The 20,958-nt window shown below is 75.2% G+C and carries 20 protein-coding genes; 5 read left to right on the forward strand and 15 right to left on the reverse strand.

Translation table 11 applies throughout. From position 1 onward, the window contains the following. Nucleotides 1-52: 52 nt before the first annotated feature. Complete coding sequence (locus tag GXP71_RS15500; RefSeq protein ID WP_162353376.1) at nt 53-283, reverse strand: hypothetical protein; 231 nt, start codon at nt 281-283, stop codon at nt 53-55. Between the two features lie 46 nt (nt 284-329). Between GXP71_RS15500 and GXP71_RS15505 the strand changes: the two genes are divergently transcribed. Continuing rightward, nucleotides 330-794, forward strand: coding sequence for a MarR family winged helix-turn-helix transcriptional regulator (locus GXP71_RS15505; RefSeq protein ID WP_202924263.1), 465 nt, complete (start codon nt 330-332; stop codon nt 792-794). Between the two features lie 70 nt (nt 795-864). On the opposite strand, the gene GXP71_RS15510 is transcribed toward GXP71_RS15505, so the two are convergent. Further along, nucleotides 865-1,356, reverse strand: a complete 492-nt coding sequence (locus tag GXP71_RS15510) for an FBP domain-containing protein (protein ID WP_162353377.1) — start codon at nt 1,354-1,356, stop codon at nt 865-867. Between the two features lie 337 nt (nt 1,357-1,693). Further along, a complete protein-coding gene (locus tag GXP71_RS15515) occupies nt 1,694-2,647 on the reverse strand; it encodes a DMT family transporter (RefSeq protein ID WP_238402446.1) in 954 nt (317 codons plus the stop codon). A gap of 71 nt (nt 2,648-2,718) precedes the next feature. Between GXP71_RS15515 and GXP71_RS15520 the strand changes: the two genes are divergently transcribed. Together GXP71_RS15520 and GXP71_RS15525 are read left to right on the forward strand one after the other, a co-directional pair. Next, the gene (locus tag GXP71_RS15520; RefSeq protein WP_162353379.1) at nt 2,719-3,618 is read left to right on the forward strand and encodes a LysR family transcriptional regulator; all 900 of its coding nucleotides are present in this window, start codon (nt 2,719-2,721) and stop codon (nt 3,616-3,618) included. A 76-nt stretch (nt 3,619-3,694) separates the two neighbouring features. Beyond that, nucleotides 3,695-5,416: a GMC family oxidoreductase gene (locus tag GXP71_RS15525; protein WP_162353380.1), complete on the forward strand. Its 1,722-nt coding sequence runs from the start codon at nt 3,695-3,697 to the stop codon at nt 5,414-5,416. A 109-nt stretch (nt 5,417-5,525) separates the two neighbouring features. Here GXP71_RS15525 and GXP71_RS15530 read toward each other — a convergent pair whose 3' ends face one another. Both GXP71_RS15530 and GXP71_RS15535 read right to left on the reverse strand, forming a co-directional pair. Beyond that, nucleotides 5,526-6,218: a hypothetical protein gene (locus GXP71_RS15530; RefSeq protein ID WP_162353381.1), complete on the reverse strand. Its 693-nt coding sequence runs from the start codon at nt 6,216-6,218 to the stop codon at nt 5,526-5,528. Between the two features lie 168 nt (nt 6,219-6,386). After that, nucleotides 6,387-8,348 (reverse strand): cytochrome c biogenesis protein DipZ, encoded by a 1,962-nt coding sequence (locus GXP71_RS15535; RefSeq protein ID WP_162353382.1) that lies wholly within the window; start codon nt 8,346-8,348, stop codon nt 6,387-6,389. Nucleotides 8,349-8,509: 161 nt separating this feature from the next. Between GXP71_RS15535 and GXP71_RS15540 the strand changes: the two genes are divergently transcribed. Further along, entirely contained in the window at nt 8,510-9,184 is a 675-nt protein-coding gene (locus tag GXP71_RS15540; RefSeq protein WP_162353383.1) for a fasciclin domain-containing protein, read from the forward strand. Between the two features lie 308 nt (nt 9,185-9,492). On the opposite strand, the gene GXP71_RS15545 is transcribed toward GXP71_RS15540, so the two are convergent. The 5 genes from GXP71_RS15545 to GXP71_RS15565 all read right to left on the reverse strand — a co-directional run bounded on the left by GXP71_RS15545 (nt 9,493) and on the right by GXP71_RS15565 (nt 14,099). Continuing rightward, on the reverse strand, nt 9,493-10,350 hold the full coding sequence (locus tag GXP71_RS15545) for an anti-sigma factor domain-containing protein (protein ID WP_162353384.1): 858 nt from the start codon (nt 10,348-10,350) through the stop codon (nt 9,493-9,495). Continuing rightward, a complete protein-coding gene (sigK, locus tag GXP71_RS15550; protein ID WP_238402447.1) occupies nt 10,347-10,919 on the reverse strand; it encodes an ECF RNA polymerase sigma factor SigK in 573 nt (190 codons plus the stop codon). The genes GXP71_RS15545 and sigK overlap by 4 nt, the downstream gene beginning before the upstream one ends. A gap of 249 nt (nt 10,920-11,168) precedes the next feature. Next, nucleotides 11,169-11,414, reverse strand: coding sequence for a DUF6480 family protein (locus GXP71_RS15555; protein ID WP_124342662.1), 246 nt, complete (start codon nt 11,412-11,414; stop codon nt 11,169-11,171). Between the two features lie 116 nt (nt 11,415-11,530). Beyond that, entirely contained in the window at nt 11,531-12,850 is a 1,320-nt protein-coding gene (locus GXP71_RS15560; protein ID WP_162353386.1) for an FAD-binding oxidoreductase, read from the reverse strand. An 88-nt stretch (nt 12,851-12,938) separates the two neighbouring features. Next, a complete protein-coding gene (locus GXP71_RS15565; RefSeq protein WP_202924264.1) occupies nt 12,939-14,099 on the reverse strand; it encodes an FAD-dependent monooxygenase in 1,161 nt (386 codons plus the stop codon). 112 nt (nt 14,100-14,211) lie between these two features. On the opposite strand from GXP71_RS15565, the gene GXP71_RS15570 reads away from it, so the two are divergent. Continuing rightward, nucleotides 14,212-14,865: a TetR/AcrR family transcriptional regulator gene (locus tag GXP71_RS15570; RefSeq protein WP_238402448.1), complete on the forward strand. Its 654-nt coding sequence runs from the start codon at nt 14,212-14,214 to the stop codon at nt 14,863-14,865. A gap of 102 nt (nt 14,866-14,967) precedes the next feature. Here GXP71_RS15570 and GXP71_RS15575 read toward each other — a convergent pair whose 3' ends face one another. The 5 genes from GXP71_RS15575 to GXP71_RS15595 all read right to left on the reverse strand — a co-directional run bounded on the left by GXP71_RS15575 (nt 14,968) and on the right by GXP71_RS15595 (nt 20,953). Further along, nucleotides 14,968-15,933, reverse strand: a complete 966-nt coding sequence (locus GXP71_RS15575; protein ID WP_124342658.1) for a siderophore-interacting protein — start codon at nt 15,931-15,933, stop codon at nt 14,968-14,970. Between the two features lie 31 nt (nt 15,934-15,964). Next, nucleotides 15,965-16,762, reverse strand: coding sequence for a hypothetical protein (locus GXP71_RS15580; RefSeq protein WP_162353389.1), 798 nt, complete (start codon nt 16,760-16,762; stop codon nt 15,965-15,967). Then, complete coding sequence (locus tag GXP71_RS15585) at nt 16,759-17,763, reverse strand: hypothetical protein (protein ID WP_162353390.1); 1,005 nt, start codon at nt 17,761-17,763, stop codon at nt 16,759-16,761. Before GXP71_RS15585 ends, GXP71_RS15580 begins: the two co-directional genes overlap by 4 nt. A gap of 65 nt (nt 17,764-17,828) precedes the next feature. Next, nucleotides 17,829-19,955, reverse strand: a complete 2,127-nt coding sequence (locus tag GXP71_RS15590; RefSeq protein WP_162353391.1) for an iron ABC transporter permease — start codon at nt 19,953-19,955, stop codon at nt 17,829-17,831. Next, nucleotides 19,952-20,953: an iron-siderophore ABC transporter substrate-binding protein gene (locus tag GXP71_RS15595; protein ID WP_162353392.1), complete on the reverse strand. Its 1,002-nt coding sequence runs from the start codon at nt 20,951-20,953 to the stop codon at nt 19,952-19,954. The genes GXP71_RS15590 and GXP71_RS15595 overlap by 4 nt, the downstream gene beginning before the upstream one ends. Nucleotides 20,954-20,958 lie beyond the last annotated feature (5 nt).

Genomic DNA, 20,958 nt, shown 5'->3' on the forward strand with positions numbered 1-20,958 from the left:
CATCCGTTGCCAAGGCGAGCGCCGACCGCACTTTCCGCGTCCACCTGGGCGTCTAGCCCTCCGACGACGGGCGCTCGACGAGGTACGGCCGACCGTCCGGGCCGGTGACGCGATCGAAGGTCTGCCGCATCTCGGTCTCACGAGCGCGCTCCTGGTCGGTCACCGCGCGGCCGCGACCGTCGGGCGATCCCACCGACGGCGGGCCGACGAAGCGCAGGAAGAACAGCGTCACGTGGTTGTTCAGCGCGTCGAACCGGTCGGCGAAGCCCATCGTGAGTTCCATTCGTGCGCGGATGATTCGTGCACGAACTTATCACTAGGATGCCTGCATGCCGACCACCGTGACCGACGCCTCGGACGTCGACCCCCTCGCGCTCGAGGCGCAGCTCTGCCTCGCGACGTCCGCCGCCGCCCGCGCGCTCGTCGGCGTCTACCGGTCGCTCCTCGAGCCCCTCGGCCTCACGCACCCGCAGTACCTCGCGATGCTCGCGCTCTGGCAGCACGGCGACCTGTCGCTCAAGCGGCTCGCGACCGTCCTCCAGCTCGAGCCCGCGACGACGTCGCCGCTGGTCAAGCGCCTGGAGGCCCTCGGCCTCGTGACGAAGACGCGTGCGGGCGACGACGAGCGGCAGCTCGTCATCGCGCTCACCGACGAGGGCCGCGCGATGCGCGCCGACGCCGTCGGCATCCCCGCCGCGATGGTCGACCGCCTCGGCCTGTCCCGGCGGGAGATCGACGACATCCGCGTCGGCATGGAGACGCTGCTCGCCGCCTGCCACCGCGCGACCACCTGACCGCGAGGGACGACCCCGACGGGCGCGGGCCGGTGCGGCGCCGGACGTGCCGACGCCGCACCGTCAGCGGTCAGGACTCGCGCAGGACCTCGCGGACGAACCGCACGGAGTGCTCGCGCAGCGTCTCGATGCGGCGCTGCGTGACACCGGCCGGGTCCTGGCCCGCCTCGACGAGCGTCGGCTTGCGGCGCACGTTCCGCGAGCACACGAAGTCCGTGCACACGAGCGTCCCGAGGGTGTCGCCGTTGCGACCGGCCGCGCCGGCCCGGCGGGCCACGTACATCGACACGTCGTCGGTCGCGTAGACGTCCTCGCACCACGCGCACACGGCACGGCGGCGCGACGCGACCTCGGGGGCCCGCAGCGTGACACCGACGATCCCGTCGTCGACGGGGACGACCACGTAGGAGCGCAGCGGCGCCTTGCGGTCGATCCACCCGAGGTAGTCGAGGCGGTCCCAGCGCAGGTCGGCCAGGTCGGACGGGAGGGTGAGCTGCGCGGCCTCGCGGCGCGAGCAGTTCACGAAGGACGTGCGGATCTGCTGTTCGGTCAGGGGAAGCATGGGTCTCGGCTCTCGTGCGGCAGGAGCCGTCGCCCGACCATCGAGAGGCCGGGGACGGTACGGGTCAGGGAGACGGCCCGCCGGGGTGCACCGAGGAACCCGCGCGGACCAGGTCCGGACGGGTCGTCGCCGTGAGGCGTCAGGCGTGCGGGGCGGGCGTCGGGCCCGCGCCTGAGGAGGCCAGGACGGCCGCCTCGCTTCCCTGCTGCATCGAGATGCACCTCGTGCTCGCGGTCGCGGGCTCGTCCCGCGACGCAGATCGCCGTCCATGGTGCACCCGGATGCCCGCTCGACCAAACACGGCGAGGTGGAGAACCCGAGGTCGTGCCGGCTGAGCTCAGGCAGTCCGCGCCCCGAGCGCCTCGCCCGGCGCGGCGTCGACGACCGGTGGCCGCTTGCCCCGCTGCGCCACCACCACGCCGAGCACGACCAGCACCCCACCCACCGGCTCGTACCAGTGCACCCGCTCGCCCAGGACGAGCGCGCCCAGCACCACCCCGACGAGCGGGGTCAGGTACGTGACCGTCGACGCCCGCTGCGCGCCCCACGCGTCGACGATCCGGTTGAACCACACGTACGCCGCGCCGGTGCCCAGCGCGCCGAGGGCGACCATCGCACCGACCAGCGGCCACGACACCTCCAGCGTGCCGAGCGCGCTCGCCGGCACGACGAACGGCGACGCGGCCAGCACCATGAGCGCACCGGCGCCGATCTGCCCCGCCGCGACCGACTCGGGCGGCAGGCCCAGCGGCGTGACGAACCGGCGCAGGTAGGTGGTGCCGATCCCGTAGCTCGCCGTCGCCCCGAGGCACGCGAGCACGGCCGGGACGCTCGCGGACACGCCGCCCGCGAGCCAGGTCCACGGCGCGACGACCACCACGACGCCGAGGATGCCGACGAGCAGGCCGACCCGCTGCCGGGCGACCAGCCGCTCGGTGGGCAGCAGCGCCGCCGCCCACGCGGCGGTCATGAGCGGCGTCGTCGCGTTGAGGATGCTGGCGAGCCCCGACGTCACGTGCTGCCCGGCCCACGAGAACAGCAGGAACGGCACGACGCACAGGATGACGCCGAGCACCGCGAGGTGCCCCCACGTCCGCGCACCGCGTGGCCAGCGCCGACGCAGCACGAGCATCGCGACGAGCAGCGCGACCGCCCCCAGGGTCAGCCGCGCCAGCACGACCTGCGCCGGGCTCAGCCCTTCGTCGAGCCCGACCTTGATGAACAGGAAGCTCGCGCCCCACACGAGGGCGGCGGCGAGGTAGTAGACGACGATCGTCCGGTCCCGGGTCACGTGCACCACCGTGGCCGAGACCTCTGACATGAGGCAAACGCATCTGGCTCATGCCGCGATACGGTCGGTTCATGCCCACGCTCGTGCAGCTCCGGGTCCTCGTCGCGGTGGTCGACCGCTCGTCGTTCACCGAGGCCGCCGCGACGCTCGACGTCAGCCAGTCCGCCGTCTCGCACGCCGTCGCCGCGCTCGAGCAGGAGGCCGGTGGCCGGCTCGTCGAGCGCGCGACGCCCGTCGTGCCGACGGCGCTCGGCGCCCGCCTGCTCCCCCACGCGCGCGCCGCGATCGCGTCCGCCGACGCCTTCACGGCCGAGCACGCCTCGGCGCGGTCGGCCGGGACGGTCCGGCTCGCCGCCGTGCCGACGGTGTGCCAGGGCCTCATGCCGACGCTCCTCCGGACGTGGGGCGACCGCCTGCCCCTCGTCCACGTGCGCGTGTTCGAGGGCGACGACGACGAGCTCGCGGACTGGCTCGAGGGCGGCATCGTCGACGCCGCGGTGCTCGTCGACCCGGACCCGGCGCCGGACGGCGCCCGGCTCGTCGCGCGCGACGACTTCCGTGCCGTCGTCCGCACCGACCACCCGCTCGTCGACGCCGGTCCGATCCCGCTGACCGAGCTCGTCGACGACGGGCTGCTCGTGTCCGGGGGCGGGTGCGAGGCCCAGGTCCGACGCCTGCACCGCACCGCCGGCCTGCCGTTCTCCCCCGGACAGCGTGTCCGCGAGCTGGCGACGATGCTCCGCATGGTCGACGAGGGCATCGGGGTCTCCGTCATGCCCAGCCTGGGCGGCGGCCTGCTCCCCGACGGCGTCGTCATGGCCCCGCTCGCGCCCACGCTGACGCGCGACCTCGTGCTCACCGGCCCGACGACCCGTCCGTGGCACCCGCTCGTCCGCGCCCTCGTCGCGGCGACCGACGAGCGCCCGCTCGACGCGACGAGCGAGGCCGTCCCCGCCCTGGCCGGACGCTGACCCCGGCCCGAGGTCGGCGTCGTCCTATCATCACGACGTCCGTGACCGACGCGGGCGGTGGTGCCGGAGGTCGACGATGACGTCTGCGGGGAGCGACGCGCGCCCGCACGTCGTCGTCGTGGGGTCCGGGTTCGGCGGATCGGTCGCGGCGCTGCGGCTCTCCGAGAAGGGGTACCGCGTCACCGTCCTCGAGGCCGGCCGACGCTTCACGCCCGCGACGCTGCCGCGGACTTCGTGGGACGTGCGCCGGTTCCTGTGGGCGCCGCGGCTCGGCTGCCACGGCATCCAGCGGATCCACGTGCTGCCCGACGTCGTCGTCCTCGCGGGGGCGGGAGTCGGCGGCGGGTCGCTCGTCTACGCGAACACGCTGTACGAGCCCGAGTCGGCCGCGTTCTGGGACGACCCGCAGTGGGCCGGGATCACCGACTGGCGGGACGAGCTCGCGCCGCACTACGACCAGGCGCGGCGGATGCTCGGGGTCGTCGACAACCCGACGGTCACGCCCGCGGACCGCGTGGTGCTGGCGGCGGCGCGCGACCTGGGGGTGGACTCGTCGTTCCGGCCGGCACCGGTCGGCGTCGTGTTCGGCACGCCGGGGGCCGCGGTGCCCGACCCGTTCTTCGGCGGGGCCGGGCCCGAGCGACGCGGGTGCCTCGAGTGCGGCGAGTGCATGACCGGCTGCCGGCACGGGGCCAAGAACACGCTCGAGACGAACTACCTGTGGCTCGCCGAGCGCGCGGGCGCGCGGATCGTCCCGGACACGACGGTGACGTCGCTGGCGCCGCGTCCCGGCGGGGGGTGGGCCGTCTCGACGGTGCCGACCGGGCGGCGCGGGCCGGTCGGCCGGCTCGTCGCCGACCAGGTGGTCGTCGCCGCGGGTGCGTGGGGCACGCAGTCGCTGCTGCACCGGCTCAAGGCCGACGGGACGCTCCCGGGCCTGTCCGACCGGCTCGGCGCGCTCACCCGGACCAACTCCGAGTCGCTCGGCGGGGCGGCGCGGCGCGTGCGCGGGTGGCGGCGGCGCGAGCCGTTGAACAGCGGCGTCGCCATCACGTCGTCGGTCTGGCTCGACGAGCGCACCCACCTGGAACCGGTCCGGTACGGGCGCGGGTCGAACCTCATGGGGCTCCTGGCGACGGTGCTCACCGACGGCGGGGGACGCGTCCCGCGGCCCGTGCGGTGGCTCGGTCAGGTGGCGCGGCACCCGGCGCGCGCCGCGTCGGTCCTCACCGGGCTCGGGTCGTGGTCGCAGCGCACCGTCATCGGGCTCGTCATGCAGACCGGCGACGCGTCGATCACCGTCTCCCCCCGCCGCACGCGGCTCGGCCGCTGGCGCCTGACCTCGACACCCGGTGACGGCGCGCCCAACCCGACGTGGATCCCGCGGGCCAACGCCGCCTACCGACGCATGGCCGCGCACGTCGGTGGCGGGGCGTTCAGCAGCCTCGGGGAGATCGTCGACGTGCCGATGACCGCGCACTTCATCGGCGGCTGCACCATCGGCACGAGCGCCGCGGACGGCGTCGTCGACCCGTACCACCGCGTCTTCGGCCACGACGGCCTGCACGTCCTCGACGGCTCGACGATCACCGCGAACCTCGGCGTCAACCCGTCGCTGACGATCACCGCCCAGGCAGAACGCGCGTGCGCGCTCTGGCCGAACGCCGGGGACCGGGACGCGCGGCCCCCGCTCGGGGAGGCGTACGTCCGCGTCGCGCCTGTCGCGCCGCGTGCGCCCGTCGTGCCGGCGGGGGCGCGCGCCGCCCTGCGGCTGACCGTGCTCCGGCCGACGTCCTGACACGTCGACGGCCCAGTCGCCGACGTCGCCTGACCGACCGGGCGCGTGCCGATCGCACGGGACCGGTCCGGTCAGGACACGGGTGCCGGCGGCGGGCCCGCGCCGTGCGTCAGCAGCCCGCCGAGTCGAACGGGCAGAGCAGCTCCCAGCCCTGCTGCGCCAGACCGGAGACGGTCGTGCGCGCGGAGCCGACGGTCCCCTCCCCGCCGTCGAGCCCCACGAGCATCACGGCGTTGCCGCGCCGCGTGACCGCGACGTACGTGCCCATCGCGTCGTCGAGCGCACCCGACGCCGACGCGCCGTAGTAGTCCGTCGCGAGGCCGAGACCCTGCGCGCCGACGGCGAGCGGCTCGGCGACGTAGCGCGTGGGCGGCTCACCCTCGGTGCACGTGCCGAGCGCCGCCGTCAGGCGCTCCGCCTCGGCGACAGCGGCGTCCGCGTCCGCGAGCACGGCGACCTGCTGCACGCCCACGGGGGCCTCGAACTCACCCGAGCCCTGGGAGACGGTCCGCATCGCCGACGCGCCGGTCGGGTCGCCCGCGGCGCACGCCTCCGGCAGGCGCCAGTCGACGACGCCCGTCGACTCGTCGCGCGGAGCGCCCGGCCCCACCACCGTCCACGCGGCCTCGGTGAGCATCACGTCCGGCGCGACGTCCGTCGCGGCGGAGGCCGTCGGCGACGGCGACGTGGCGGGCGCCGACACGCCCGGCTCGGCCGTCGCCACGGGCTCCGGTCCGCCCGCGCACCCCGCCAGGGTGAGCGCGCACAGGACGATCGTCGAGGTCAGGGTCGTGTTCCGCATGGCGTCCACCCTGGCAGACGCGTCTCGCCGCCCGCGGCGCGCGACCACCCGGTGGCTCCGCTCGCACGCGACGCGGTTCACCCGACCGGCGCGAGCGACGGACGACGACACCGCGAACCCCGGGGGATCCGCGGCGCCGTCCGTGACGCGACGGTCGACGGTCGACGGTCACCCGAAGGTGAAGGAGTACACCGTCACTCCTTCGGGGACGTCGAGCTCGACGGTCCTCTCCGCGACCTCGTCGCCGTCGACGAGCGGGTAGGACCGCGGCGACCCGGCGACGTCGAGCCTGCCGCGGTCCACCACGCTCCCGTCGGCGTCGCGCACGACGAAGCCCACCTCGCCCGTCCCGCCGAGCACGGTCTGCACGACGGCCGCGTGGTAGCGGAGCCGGAGGGTGGCGTCGGCGCCGGCGTTCGCGCCCTGGAAGTCCGTCGTCCACGTCCCGCCGAGCGCGACCGTGTCGGGATCCTGCCCGGTCGGCAGTGCGTAGGTGTGCTCGCCCTGCACGTACTCCCCGGCGACGTTGCTGCGCTTCGAGACGGACAGGAACGTCTCGGGGGTGACGTCCTCCTGCGGAGTCGCGTCGTCGACCTGCGTGCGCGGCGGGAGCACGACGTCGGGGTCGGCGGCGACGAGCAGCTCGCGGATCATCGTCTCCGTCGCCTGGTAGCTCCCCTCGCCCTGCGACACGTGGCGGACCTGCCCGTCGGCGTCGACGAGGTACGCGGCCGGCCAGTACCGGTTCCGGTACGCGGTCCACGTCGCGTAGGCGTTGTCCTGCGCGACGGGGTACTCGATGCCGAAGCGCCGCGCGCCGTCGACGACGTTGCGCGTCTCCTTCTCGAACGCGTACTCGGGCGTGTGCACGCCGATGACCACGAGCCCGGCGGCGCGGTACGCCTCGTCCCACGCGACGACGTGCGGGACGGACCGCTGGCAGTTGATGCAGGAGTACGCCCAGAAGTCGACGAGCACGACCTTGCCGCGCTGGTCGGCCAGGTCGACGGGTGCGCCGTCGGGCGTGTTGAGCCACGTGTCGATGCCGCGGATCGCGGGCGCCGGGCCGCACTCCTCGAGCTCGTCGGCGCCGTCGGTGCACTCGCTCAGGCGCTCGTTCTCCGCGGTGACGAGGCCGCCGAGGTCGAGCTCGCGCTGCACGCGCGGGTCGGCCGCGATCTGCTCCTGCAGGCCGTCGGTGTAGCCCGGCAGCGCCCGCTGGATCGCGTCGGTCAGGTTGAACGACAGCGCGAGGGCGAGCGCGATCATGAGCGCACCGCCGACCGCCCGCACCGCGCGCAGGTGCGACCGGAACGCCTTGACGCGCTCGGACGCGCGACGTCCGGCCAGCGCGACGGCCAGCAGCGGCGCCGCGGCACCGAGCGCGAACGCCACAGTCAGGACGACGGTCCCCGGGCCGACGTTCCCGCTCGCGCCCGCCACCGTGATCGCCGCGAGCACCGGGCCCGCGCACGGCACGTAGACCGCGCCCAGACCCAGGCCGAGCACGAACCCGCCGCGGCCCGACCCCGGCGCGTTGCGCGGGGCCAGCCGCGCGAACGGTCGCTCCAGGACCGCCTCGAGCCGCGGCACGAGCAGCCCGAGGCCGATGACCGCGAGCACGACGATGCCGGTCCAGCGCAGCAGGTCCTGCGGGAGGCCCAGCACCGACAGGACGACGCTGCCGAGCAGCGTGACGAGCGTGAAGCTCGTGACCAGACCGGCGACGACGAGGTAGGGACGGGCGGAGCGGCGGGCGCGCGTCGCGGCCGGGTCGTCACCCGAGGGCGGGTCGTCGAGCGTCGTCGTCGCTGCGGCTCTCCCAGACGCACCGCCCGCCGTCGCGCCCGACGCGGTGTCGCGCAGGAAGTCGGGCACCGGCAGGACGCCGAAGCCGGGCAGGGGCGCGCCGCCCGAGGTGCCCGAGCGGGGCGACGGGGCGTCGGCGGCGAGGCGCGGACGGCTGCCGATGGCCGACGCGGCACGTGGCGTCCCCGACGCGCCCGATGCACCAGTCGCACCCGTCGCACCCGCGACGAGCACGACGGGCAGCACGGGCAGGATGCACGGCGAGATGCCGGTGACGAGGCCGCCGACCAGGCCGATGAGCGCGAGCGTGAGCAGGTCCATGCCCGACGTTCGCCGCCGAGGACCCCCGCGGATGGGTCCGGGACGCGTCGGAAACTCGTCGACATCCGCACCCATCCACCCCGTCGACGGCCCCGAACCACCCTCGACAGGGGAGCCACCGGGCACCGGGCCGCTCCCTCAGGACTCAGGAGGGAACCACCATGAAGACCACCACCCGCACCCGCGTCGCCGCGGTCCTGCTCGCCGGTGTCACCGGGCTCACCCTCACCGCGTGCTCCGCGGGCGACGACACGGCCGGCGCCGACGAGACGGCCGCGATGGAGCAGACGCCCATGGAGGAGTCGACGCCCGAGGACGACGGGATGATGACCGCCGACCCCGCCGCGGACCTCGTCGGCCCGGGCTGTGCCGACTACGCCGCCGCCGTCCCCGACGGCCCGGGCTCGGTCATGGGCATGTCGACCGACCCCGTCGCGGTCGCCGCGTCGAACAACCCGATGCTGAAGACCCTCACCGCCGCCGTCTCCGGTCAGCTGAACCCCGACGTCAACCTGGTCGACACGCTCAACGGCGACGAGTTCACGGTGTTCGCGCCCGTCGACGACGCCTTCGCGAAGATCGACCCCGCGACGATCGAGGGCCTCAAGACCGACACCCCGACGCTCACGTCGATCCTCACGTACCACGTCGTGCCCGGTCAGCTCACGCCCGACCAGGTCGTCGGCACGCAGACCACCGTCCAGGGCGGCACCGTCGAGGTCACCGGCTCGGGCGACGAGCTCATGGTCAACGACGCCAAGGTCGTCTGCGGCGGCGTCCACACCGCCAACGCGACCGTCTACCTCATCGACTCGGTGCTCATGCCGACGATGTGACGACTCGGTCCGGTCCCGTGCGGTGCCGGACCGTCCCGCTCCTCGACGGGGGCACCCGTGCGGTGCCCGGACATGGTGCCCGTCGGGGAGCACGGAGCCCCCTCGCCTCCTGCGGCGAGGGGGCTCTCGTCGTCCCGGGTGCGGCTCGTCGGGACGGCGTCCGCGCGCGACGGGATCGTCAGGGCGACGCCCGCGCGCCGAGGGTCGTCGGGCGTGCGAGCGCGGGCCGCCGGGACGACGGGGGCGCACGCTCGACGGCCGGCCGCGGCGAGGTCGGCGGGCGTGCGGCGGGCGTGCGGCGTGCGGCGTCAGGCCGCGGCGAGGACCACGATCGGGTCGCTCGTCGGCTGCGCGGACCCGCCGGCCGGCTCGACCGTCACGGCGAGCGCGTCCCCGGGCGCGAAGTCGTCGGCGAACTGCCGGACCGTCCCGTCGTCGCTCGTCATGACACCCGCGGAGAGCGGCTGCCCCTCGCGGACGACCCACAGCTGGTAGACGCGGCCGTCCTCGGGGGCGGGCAGGTTCTCCGCCGTGAAGACGGCCCGTGTGTCGGTGAGGATCGCCGTCACGTCGCCGCCGTCGGCCACGTCCTGGTGCACGAGCACCGCGGACGGGTCGGTCAGGAGGTCCGCGACCTGCTGCTGCTCGGCCTGGACCTGGCGCGTGTGGGCGACCTGCTGCACGAGCAGCGCACCCGGGACGGCCGCCCCGATCGCGACCGCGGCGGCGAGCGCGTACCAGCGCGCGGGACCGCGACGCGGGAGGGGCCGCTCGGACACGGTCGGGACGGCGGAGGGCGGGACGTCGGAGGTGGGGACGACCGGGGTCGCGGCGACGGTGGGCGTTGCGACGGCCTCGGGCGCAGCCGCCGACGCTCCGGGGGTGAGGGTCGCGGGCGGCACGTCTCCGGTGGTCCGCGCCGTGCTCCCCGGGGCGTCCTGCGGCGTGGACGCGATCGCCGCGAGCACCGCGGCGCGGGCAGCGGCGGGCGGCTCGGCGTCGACGGCGGCACCCAGTCGTGCGGCGACGGCGCGCAGGTCGGCGAGCTCGCGTGCGGCGTCGGGATCAGCGGCCACGAGGGCCTCCACGGCGCGGCGCTCGTCGTCGTCGACGGCGTCGAGCGCGTACGCGCCGAGCAGGGCGCGGACGTCGTCGTGCTCGCTCACGCGGTCACCCCCAGGCAGTCCTTGAGGCGCAGCAGCCCGTCGCGGATGCGGGACTTCACGGTCGGCAGCGCCGCGTCGAGCTCGGCCGCCACCTCACGGTAGGTCCGGCCGCCGTAGTAGGCGAGGACCACCGCCGTGCGCTGCGTCTCGGTCAGCGAGCCCAGGCAGTCGCGGACGGCGGACTGCTCGAGGCGGTGCTCGACGTCGTCCGCGACCACGTCGAACGGGCGCTCGGTGCTCTCGTCGAGCACCCGCTGGTCGCGGTCGCGCTGCGCCTGCACGGCCCGCACGCGGTCGACGGCCCGGCGGTGCGCGAGCGTCGTGACCCAGGTGCGCACCGACCCGCGCGATGCCTCGTAGCGGGCGGCGGTGCGCCACACCTCGACCCACACCTCCTGCGCGACCTCGGCGGCGTGGTCGGGGTCCCGCAGGACGCCGAGGCACGTGCCGTGCACGGCGCGGGACAGCAGGTCGTAGAGGCTCGCGAAGGCGGCCTGGTCACCGGTCGCCACCGCCGCCATGAGGCCCTGCGCGGAGTCGGCCACCGACTCGCGCGCGGGGTTCGTCACGCCGGTCAGTGTGCCCCACGGCTCGCGTCCGCGACGAACGCGCGCCGCCACCCCGGCGAACGGGGAGGGCGGCGCGGGGGTCGCGCAGACGACCAGGGTGGACATGGGGACGCTCGCAGTCGGCTCGTCGGGACGGGTCGACCGTGGTTCGGAGCCGGCGGGCCGGCGGACGGGTGGCGCTCGTCACGCACCGGTGGTGATCCCCCCCGTCCGCAGACGTGGACGGCGGGACGGCGGAGGACGCGGGACTCAGTCGAGCAGCCCGATCGCGTACCCCACGAAGAACAGACCGATCAGGACGACGAACGCTCCGATCACCCCGTACGCGATCCAGTTGGAGCGCGTCGACCCGGTCCCCGGCTGCCGGTCCGACGCGCCGGACGTGGACGACTCCGCGGGCGGTGTGTCCCCGGGTGCGACGCCGCCACCGGGTTCGAGCCCCGGCGTCTCGTCGGGGTCGGGGTCCGGGTTGCGATACGGGTCGGTCGAGCTCATGCGTCCCCTCTCGTCGTCCTCCCAGCCTGCGGGGCGCACCGCCGACCGGCAACCGGCCGACGTCGGCGTCGCGCGCGCTCGCCCCGGCCGGACCCGCTCGGCGGGGCGTCGCAGGATCAGGCCGGCGGGATGTTCTGGTTGAGCCGGAAGACGTTCTCCGGGTCCCAGGCCGCCTTGACCTGCCGCAGCCGTGCGTAGGTGCCCTCGCCGTACGCCCGCCGGACGCCTGCGGCACCCTCGTCGGCGAGCGCGTTCACGTACACGCCGGTGCTCCACGGCTCGAGCCCCGACGCCAGGCGCCGGCACGACGCGACGACGGCCTCGTCGTCCGCGGGGTCCTCCCAGCGGGCACCCACGTCGTACTCGAACTCCACGTCGCGATGGACGAACGCCGTCGCGTCCGGGTCGACGTCGGCGATCGCGCCGCCGTACGCGACGAGGCTCGCCGCGCCGAGGCGGGCGTCGACGTGCGCCAGGAACGCCTCGAGAGCCGCGTCGGTCAGACCCCGGACGTAGTGGCTCTTCGCGTAGCGCCGGAAGCCGTGCGCGGTCGGGACGTCCGACTGGCTCTGGAGCTCGACGTACGAGCGGGGCTCGACGCGCCGGGCCAGCGGCGTCCCGAGCCGGTCGAGCTCCGCGACGAGCCCTTCGGCCCCCGCGGGGTCCCCCACCCAGGAGAACCCGAGCGTGAGCGCACCGCCCGCGACGAGGTCGGCGTACAGCGTGGCGGGTCGGGGCGCGTCCGCCGCCCGGGCCACCCAGGTCCGCAGCGCGTCGAGCGCGTGCTCGGGGTCGAGGTCCACCTCGGCGACGAGCGCCTGCGTGCCGACGTCGTGCAGCGTGAGGTCGAAGCGCGTGACGACGCCGAAGTTGCCGCCGCCGCCGCGCAGCCCCCAGAACAGGTCGGGACTCTCGTCGGCGGTCGCGTGCACGACGTCCCCCTCCGCCGTGACGACCTCGAACCCGCGCACGTTGTCGCAGGTCAGACCCACCTGCCGCGCGAGCCATCCCACGCCCCCGCCGAGCGCCAGCCCGCCGATGCCGGTGTGCGACACGATCCCCGCGGTCGTTGCGAGCCCGAACGGCTGGGTCGCCGCGTCGAGCGAGCCGAGCAGCGCACCGCCCTGCACCCGGGCGGTCCGGGCGGCGGGGTCGACCGCGACGTCGCGCATCCCGGACAGGTCGATCATGAGCCCGTCGTCGGGCACCGCCCAGCCGGCGGCGCTGTGGCCACCACCGCGGACGCCGAGCGTGAGCCCGTGCTCGCGTGCGACGCGGACGGCGCGCCGGACGTCCTCCACGCCGGCGCACCGCACGACGTAACGCGGTTTGCGGTCGATCGCGCCGTTCCAGACGGCGCGCGCCTCGTCGTACCCCGGGTCACCGGGGACCAGGACCTCACCGTCGAACGCGGGCAGCACGCGAGCCTCGGGCATGGCACGACTCTGTCGACTCCGGCGCGCCCTGCCAAGGGTGCGACCGCCACGGACCGCGCAGCGACCGCCAGGGGTGACCGGTCCCGCGTCAGCGAGGACCGGGAGCCGGCAGCACCGGGGGTGTCCACCGCCCGAAGCGGGCCATCGAGCTCAGCGCCACACGGTCGGGGGTGAGCCGCATCGCCGTGTTGCGCACCGCCACCGCGACGGGGTGGCGCAGCTTCTGCCCGAACCGGCTGATCGTCGTCGCGGCCCGGCCGATCGACTGGCTCCGCGGTCGCCGCTGACGGTCGTACGCCTCGAGCGCGGCGGTGACGTCGGGAGTCGACGCGAGCGACGCCGCCAGGACGACGGCATCCTCGACGGCCTGGGCACCGCCTTGACCGAGGTTCGGGACCATCGCGTGCGCGGCGTCGCCCAGCAGGGCCACCCGGCCGCGGACGTACGTCGGCAGGTCGGGGAGCCGGTAGACGTCGTGCCGCAGCACCGCCGCGGGGTCCGTGGCCGCGAGCACGTCGGCGATGGGGGCGTGCCAGGCGCCGAACCGTGCGCGCACCTCCGCGAGCTCGTCGGGGGCCCGCTCTCCCTCCGGCGCCGACGCGGCGGCGTACCAGTACACGCGTCCGTCGGCCAGGGGGATGCACCCGAACTCCTGCGCGGCACCCCACGTCTGGCTCATCTCGACGTCCGTCCCGACCGGGCCCGTCGTGATCGCGCGCCAGGCGGTGGACCCGTCGTGGACGGGTCCGGGCGCGTCCGGCCACCGCTGCGCGCGCACCCAGCTGCGCAGCCCGTCGGCGCCTACGACGAGGTCCGCACGGAGCGTGTCCTCGTGACCGTCGCGCACGTAGCGCACCGCGACGCCGTCCTCGTCGTCGACGATCGCCGAGGGCGTCGCGCCGGTGACCACCGACTCCTCCGGCAGCGCACCGAGGAGCAGCGCCAGGAGCTGCGGGCGCGGCAGGACGACGGCGCTGACGCCCAGCTCCTCCTCCACCGCCGCGCCGTCGAGCCGGGAGAGCCAGGCGCCGGAGGGCGCGCGCATGCCGCCCCCGAGCTGCGGGCGCGAGCCGTCGCGCACGGCGTCTCCGAGACCGAGCGCGTCGAGGCAGGCGAGCGCGTTGGACATGAGGCTGATCCCGGCGCCGACCTCCTCGAACGCGTGGGCGCGCTCCAGCACGGTCACCGACCAGCCGATCCGCCGCAACGCCACGGCCGCCGCCAGGCCGCCGATGCCTCCGCCGACCACGACCGCACTCCGTGCTTCCCGCATGTCCGTCCCCGCCCTCTTACTACACCTGTAGAATCGAGGCTACTACACATGTAGAAGTGGAGGGAGGGCGGAGATGTCGGGAGACGTCGTGAGTCAGCAACGGCCACCGCGCTTCGCGGTGCTCACGGACGCGGCGATCCAGGTCGTCGCCGACGCCGGGATGCGGGGGCTGACCCACCGCGCGGTCGACGCGCAGGCCGGGGTCCCGACGGGCACCACCTCGGTGCACTTCCGCACCCGTCGGGCCCTCGTCGAGGCGGTCGTCCAACGGCTCGCCGACCTGGACCAGGCCGAGCTCGCGGACCAGGGACTGCGCTTCGTGGGCTCGGGGGACGAGTCAGCCGACCTCACGGGCGCACTGCAGCCCGACCACGTGGACGCGTTCGCCGCCCAGGTCGCCGTCGTCCTCGACGCCTGGCTCAGCACCGGGCGTACCCGCACGCTCGTGCGCTACGCCTGCCTGCTCGAGGCCACGCACCACCCCGAGCTGCGCACGGTCCTCGCCCACGGGGTCGGGTTCCGCGTGCAGGCCCGTGACCTGCTGGCCCGCGCTGGCGTGCCGGACGCGGAGCGACGCGGCGACGCTCTCGTGGCGTTCGTCGACGGGCTCGTCTTCGACCGCCTCATCGGGGCCGGGTCACTCAGCGGCCCGCCGCCGGGAACGCCGGAGAGCGTCGCCGACCTCCGGACCGCCGTCGGGCTTGCCGTGCGCGCGGTCACCGCGGAGCGCGGCGCGTCGTAGAGGGGTGTCGTCGGCCTGCCGCCGAGCGGGCGACGGCTGACGGGCCTGCCGGGCGCCGCGATGCAGCCGCGCCGAGGGCGAGCCGGACAGGTCGACGAGCGGTCAGCTCGCCTCGGAGCGACCCTCGCGCCAGTAACCCATGAACGCGACGGCCTTGCGGTCGACGCCGCACTCGGACACGAGGTGGCGGCGCAGCGTCTTGATGACGGCGGCCTCGCCGGCGAGCCACGCGTAGAGGTGCGCCTCCTCGGCGAGCGGGGCGCCGGTCGACCAGTCGACGGGCACCTCCCACAGGATGCCCTCGTCGACGTCGACGTCCTCGAGGACGACGTCGGGCGCAGGCGCCTGGCCGGGCAGCATGCGGGCGCACGCGGCCTGGACGGCGGGCACGAGCAGCGAGCCGTGCGGCTCGTCGCCGCGGCCGTACCAGCGGACGGTCACACCCGCGGGGGCGACGAGGTCGAGGCGGTCCTCGGGGTGCGGCATCTCGATGATGGCCTCGCCCCGCGCGTCGGCGGGCAGACGCTCGAGGATGCCCGCGATGGCGGGCAGCGCGGTCTCGTCGCCCGCGATGAGCAGGCGGTCCGTGCGGGCCGGGGGCACGAAGTCGACGCCGCCGTGCGGGCCGACCGCGTCGGCGTTGGGGCCGAGGATGACGAGCTCGTCGCCGGGGGCGGCCGTGCCGGCCCAGCGGGACGCCGGTCCGAGGTCGCCGTGCAGCACGACGTCGACGTCGAGCTCGCGGCGGTGCTGGCGGACGGCGCGCGCGGTGTACGTGCGGACGGTGTGGCGGCGCTCGTCGGGCAGCGCGCGCCAGCGGCCGTACCAGTCGGCGCTGCCGTCGAGCGAGAGCAGCTCGTCGTAGCCGGCGTCGTGCAGCGGCAGGAAGAACTTGATGCGCTGGTCGAACCCGTTGTCCGCGAAGCGGTCGAGGTCCTCGCCCGTGAAGGTGAGGCGCAGGACGCTGGGGCACAGGCGCTGCACGTCGGACACCTGCACCGCGAACATGCGGAACGGCAGGGCGTCGGTCGCGGCGGCGGTGGTGTCCGTCGTCGTGGTCGTCGTCACGCCCGCCACCCTACGCGAAGGTGAGGCTTGCCTAAACCCGGGTGTTCGTCACATGGACACTGCAGGTGCGTATCGCCTGTCGGCCGCGCCGGAGGTCAGTGCGTGGCGACGATCTTCTGCACCAGGAGCCGGACGCGCGCGTCTGCTCCCGCAGTGCAGCGTTCGGACGCCGCACAGCCCCGAACGACGTGTGGAGCACGTGGGCGGCGTCTCGCCCTTCGGTCCGCCCGGGCCAGTCGGCCGCGGTCCGACCCGCGACGTTCGCGGCCTCGAGCAGCCGGTGGATGTCCACGGCGTCGGACCCGGCGTACCGGCCGCGGTATGCGTACGCCTTGAGCACGAGGGCTGCGGCGACGTCCGGTAGCAGGAGGGTGGTGTGCAGCTCGGTCCCGTCGGTGAGCACGGCGGTGAGCTCGACGGCCGTCGCCGGCTCGCGGAGCGCGGTGTGCAGGCCGGGGATGGCGTCGACGACGAGCTGGCCGCGCTCCTGGTTCGATTCCATCCGGCCGGTGTACGACGTCGTGAGCACGTCGACCACCAGCTCGCGCCCGTCCGCGTCGACGCGCACGAACCGGTTGCCCTGCATCTGGCCATATCCCACGTCGAGAAGTGCCTGCCGAAGCCGATCGTCTGCGCACACGTCGAACGGCACACCGAGGTCGGCGTCGTCGGTCTCGCGGGCAGGAGCGAGCTCGTCCGCGCCGTGGACGTGGACCAGCAGCGCGACCGCCAGGCCGCCGACGAGCCGGTAGGGGACACCGACCGCGCCGGCGGCGAGCCAACCCGCGTCGGTCGCCTTCGAGGTCGACGCGAGCACGAGCGAGCTCATGCCGCCTGTACCAGCTTCTCGCGCAGCCGGTCCGCCGCGGCGTCGTCGCCGTCCTGGGCCAGCGTCAGCCAGACCCGCCACGGATCAGCCAGGTGCAGTCCTCCACGCAACGTCGCGTCTTGCAGTGCGTACGGGTCGTCCGGCACCGCGATGGTGACGGTGGCGTCGGTCGCCCGTGCGGGTGTGCAGCCGACAGCGGACAGGTCGACGAGCTGGTCGGCCCAGATGGTCGTGCGCGTCGGCCGCGCCCATGGTGCGTAGGAGTCGGCGGCGACCTGCCCGGTGACCGCGTACCGGACACCGGCGTCCTCGAGTGCACCAGCGATCGCCCTCGTCGCCAGGACGGGGGCGTCGAGCGTGAGCCACGTCGCGCTGGTCCGGGGCTGCGGGTACCGGTCACGCAGCCAGCGCGCGAGCTGGTCCGAGTCCCGCACGGCCCAGCCGGCCGGCTCGCGCGCGACGAAGTCGTGCATGTCCCTGAGCGCCTGCGAGACCCGCGGCTGCGTGAGGGACACCTCGCACGCCAGCGCGGCCTGGCTGCGCGGGGTGGGGTCGTGCAGCAGGGAGATCGCGAGTGCGTAGGCGCCCCACGGCGTGCGGCCCGAACGCCGTGGTGCCTCGTCCGCTGCCTCGTGCGCGGTCGGCGCGTCAACGACGTGCGTGCGCCCGCTCGCGTCGATCAGCACACCGGTGACGGGGCCGCCGTCGGGGGCGACGAGCAGCGACACGCCGACCTCGAGCGCGGTGTCGCGAGCCGCGCGCGTCGCGGATGCGGCGATGACGAGCGGTCGAGGTCGCGCCGCAGCGAGCGCGTACCGGTCGACGCTGTACCGGCGCACGCGCGAGGGGTACAGCGCACCGGTCGTGTGCACGTCGTACGGGGTCGCGGGCATGTCCGGGCCGGTCAGCGTGAGCGGTGCGTGCACGCCCAGGGCCGGCGACGGCCGGAAAACGATGCCGTGCGCCTGCGCGAGGGCGACGAACACGTCGCTCATAAGCATTTTCAGCTCCCGACTGACGATGCTTATAGCGTAGCAGCACCCCTCCCGGGTGCGTCACGGCGCGGTCAGGCGCGGCGGCTGCGCCAGAGGAGCCAGACGAAGTACGGCGCGCCGATGAGTGCCGCCACCAGGCCCGCGGGGATCTGCGCGGGGGCGATGACGGTCCGCCCGACGGTGTCCGCCGCGCTGAGCACGACCGCGCCGAGCAGGGCCGCGACGGGGATGACGCGGGCGTGCGACGACCCGACGAGCGCACGGGCGAGGTGCGGCGCGACGAGGCCGATGAACCCGACGACGCCGACGGCCGACACGGCGACGGCCGTGAGCAGCGCGGTGACGACGAGCAGCCCGAGCCGGGTGCGCTCGAGCGGGACGCCGAGCACGCGCGGCACGTCGTCGTCGAGCGCGATGACGTCGAGGTCGCGCCGCCAGCGCACCAGCAGGGGCGTGAGCAGCGCGAGCGCGATCGCGACCGGCCACACCTGCGCGGCCGTCCGGCCGTACGTCGACCCGGACAGGAACGTGAGCGCCATGGTCGTGTTCCACGGGCTCGTGAGCACCACGAGCAGCGTGATGATCGAGGTCGCCGCCGCGGAGACGCCGATGCCGACGAGCACGAGCCGGTCGGAGCTGAGCCCGCGCCGCGAGGACAGCCCGTAGACGAGCGAGAACGTGAGCGCGGCGCCGACGACCGCGCCGACGGACACACCCCACACGGACGTCCCGGGCAGCACGACGGTCGCGAGCACCGCGCCGACACCCGCGCCGCCGGTGATCCCGAGCAGCCCGGGTTCGGCGAGCGGGTTGCGCGCGACGGCCTGCACCGACGTCCCGGCGAGGCCGAGCGCGGCACCGGCGAGCAGCGCGGCGAGGACGCGTGGCACGCGCTGGTCGAGCACGAACGACACCTGCCGCCCGCTGGTCCCGGCGAGCCAGTGCGCGACGTCGCCCGTGAGCAGCAGCCGGTCGCCCAGCAGCAGCCCGGCGACGAGCAGCCCGACGACGAGCACCACGAGCAGCCCGACGACGACGCCGACGCGCGTCCGCGAGGCCGCCCGCGCACCGACCGAGGCCGTGGCCCGCACGGGCCCCGACGCGCGCAGCCGACGCGCGAGCCACACCATGAGCGACGCCCCGAGCAGGGTCGTGACGACGCCCGTCGGGATCATCACGCCCGCCCGCGCGGGCACGAGCGCCCGGATGAGCACGTCGGCGGCCAGCACGACCGCGCACCCGGCGAGAGCCGCGAACGGCAGCAGCAGCCGGTGCCGGAACAGGCCGGGGACACGCGACGCGACGAGCCGCGCGATGACCGGCGCGGACAGGCCGACGAAGCCGACGGGACCGGCGACCGTCACGGCGAGCGCGGCCAGGAGCACCGCGAGCAGGACGGCGACGACGCGCGTCCGGCGGACGTCGAGGCCCAGGACCGACGCGGTGTCGTCGCCCAGCGCGAGGACGTCGAGCCGGCGCGACCACACGACCAGCACGACGATCGCGACGAGCACGACGGGCGCCGCCTGCGCGACCTTCTGCGTGCCGGACTGGACGATCGTGCCCTCGCCCCACGCGAACATGCCCTGCGTCTCCTGCTCGAAGAGCAGCATGAGCAGGTACGTGATCGACGAGAGCGCGAGCATCGTCGCCGAGCCCGCGAGCACCAGGCGCGACGGACCGGCCGCGCCGCCGCGCGCGATCGCGAGCACGAACGCCGCCGCGGCCAGGCCGCCGACGAACGTGAGCGCGCCGCTCAGCGCGAACGGCAGCGAGATCCCGAGGACGGCCGCCAGGACGACCGTGACGTACGCGCCCGCGTTGACCGCGAGCGTGTCGGGCGACGCCAGCGGGTTGCGCGCCACGGACTGCAGCGCACCGCCCGAGACGCCGAGCGCGGCCCCGACGAGCAGGCCGGCGAGCACCCGCGGGGCCCGCGACGCGATCAGGACCGCGAGGGTCTGGTCGTCGCTCGTGCCCCGCAGCAGGTGCCACAGGTCGAGGGCCCCCACGTCGGAGGTGCCCAGCGTGAGGTCGAGCACCGCGAGCGCCGCCACGAGGACGACGGCCACGGTGAACACGCCCACCAGCGGCAGCGCTGCGGTGCGGGGCGGCGCGGCCGGGATGGCCGTCGCGCCGCCCCGGCCCGGGCGCGTGCCCGCCGGTGCGTCGACCTGCTCGTCGAGACCGAGGCTCACTTGGTCAGCGCGTCCACCGTCGCGTCGATCCACGCCTCCCCGGAGGCGGGACCGCCGAACAGCCAGATGCCGTCGGGCAGGCGGTGCACGTCGCCGGCGACGACGAACGGGAGCTGCTGCCAGATCGCGTTGGTGCCGAGGCCCTCGGTGAACGCGTCACCACCCTCGGTGTCGTTGGCGATGTAGAGGAAGTGCACGCCCTCGCCGAGCGCGGTCAGGCCCTCGACGTCCGTGCCGCCGAGGCCGTAGTCGGGGTCGCCCTCGAGCGACCACGCGTTCTCGAGGCCCAGGAGCTTGCCGATGCCGCCGAGGTACGAGCCCTCGGTGTAGGCGCGGATCGACACGGCGCCGTCGGAGAGCCAGCCGTCGGCCATCGCGACCTTCGCGCCGGACAGGCCCGCGTCCTCGAGCTCGGCCTTGGCGTCGGCGACGGCCGCGTCGAACTCCTCGAGGGCCTTCGTCGCCTCGTCCTCGGTGCCCGTGGCCTGGCCGAGGACCTCGATCGTCCGCTCCATGTGGCCGATCGGGTCGGTCGCGTCCGACCCGCGCAGCGCGATGACCGGGACGGTCTTCTCGATCTGCGCGATGACCTCCTCCGGGAGGTCGGTCGTCGTGACGACCAGGTCCGCGTCGAGCGCGGCGATCGCGTCGAGGCTCGGTTCGCCGCGCATGCCCACGTCGGCGACCGACGGGTCGAGCGGCACGACCGTGTCCCACACGTTGTAGCCCGTGACGTCGGCCTGGCCGACGGGCGTGACGCCGAGCGTCAGCAGGTTCTCCGTGAGGCCCCACTCGAGCGAGACGACGTCCGTCGCGGGGGCGTCGAGCGTGACCTCCTCGCCGCGGTCGTCGGTGATGGTGACCGGGCCGCCGGTCGCCTCGGGCGCACCGGACTCCGCCGCGGCGGCGGGCTCCTCGGTGGTGCCGCAGGCGGTCAGCAGGAGGGCGGCGACGGTGCCCGTCACGACGGCGGCGGGCAGGGCGCGCAGGGTTCGCATGGGAT

It is taken from the genome of Cellulomonas sp. H30R-01 (genome assembly GCF_010119915.1).
Classification (GTDB): domain Bacteria; phylum Actinomycetota; class Actinomycetes; order Actinomycetales; family Cellulomonadaceae; genus Cellulomonas; species Cellulomonas algicola.

Bases quoted from the DNA above. Each gene is read 5' to 3' on its own strand.
- GXP71_RS15500 (WP_162353376.1), bottom strand. From the start codon at position 283: ATGGAACTCACGATGGGCTTCGCCGACCGGTTCGACGCGCTGAACAAC.
- GXP71_RS15505 (WP_202924263.1), top strand. From the start codon at position 330: ATGCCGACCACCGTGACCGACGCCTCGGACGTCGACCCCCTCGCGCTC.
- GXP71_RS15510 (WP_162353377.1), bottom strand. From the start codon at position 1,356: ATGCTTCCCCTGACCGAACAGCAGATCCGCACGTCCTTCGTGAACTGC.
- GXP71_RS15520 (WP_162353379.1), top strand. From the start codon at position 2,719: ATGCCCACGCTCGTGCAGCTCCGGGTCCTCGTCGCGGTGGTCGACCGC.
- GXP71_RS15525 (WP_162353380.1), top strand. From the start codon at position 3,695: ATGACGTCTGCGGGGAGCGACGCGCGCCCGCACGTCGTCGTCGTGGGG.
- GXP71_RS15530 (WP_162353381.1), bottom strand. From the start codon at position 6,218: ATGCGGAACACGACCCTGACCTCGACGATCGTCCTGTGCGCGCTCACC.
- GXP71_RS15535 (WP_162353382.1), bottom strand. From the start codon at position 8,348: ATGGACCTGCTCACGCTCGCGCTCATCGGCCTGGTCGGCGGCCTCGTC.
- GXP71_RS15540 (WP_162353383.1), top strand. From the start codon at position 8,510: ATGAAGACCACCACCCGCACCCGCGTCGCCGCGGTCCTGCTCGCCGGT.
- GXP71_RS15555 (WP_124342662.1), bottom strand. From the start codon at position 11,414: ATGAGCTCGACCGACCCGTATCGCAACCCGGACCCCGACCCCGACGAG.
- GXP71_RS15560 (WP_162353386.1), bottom strand. From the start codon at position 12,850: ATGCCCGAGGCTCGCGTGCTGCCCGCGTTCGACGGTGAGGTCCTGGTC.
- GXP71_RS15580 (WP_162353389.1), bottom strand. From the start codon at position 16,762: ATGAGCTCGCTCGTGCTCGCGTCGACCTCGAAGGCGACCGACGCGGGT.
- GXP71_RS15585 (WP_162353390.1), bottom strand. From the start codon at position 17,763: ATGCTTATGAGCGACGTGTTCGTCGCCCTCGCGCAGGCGCACGGCATC.
- GXP71_RS15595 (WP_162353392.1), bottom strand. From the start codon at position 20,953: ATGCGAACCCTGCGCGCCCTGCCCGCCGCCGTCGTGACGGGCACCGTC.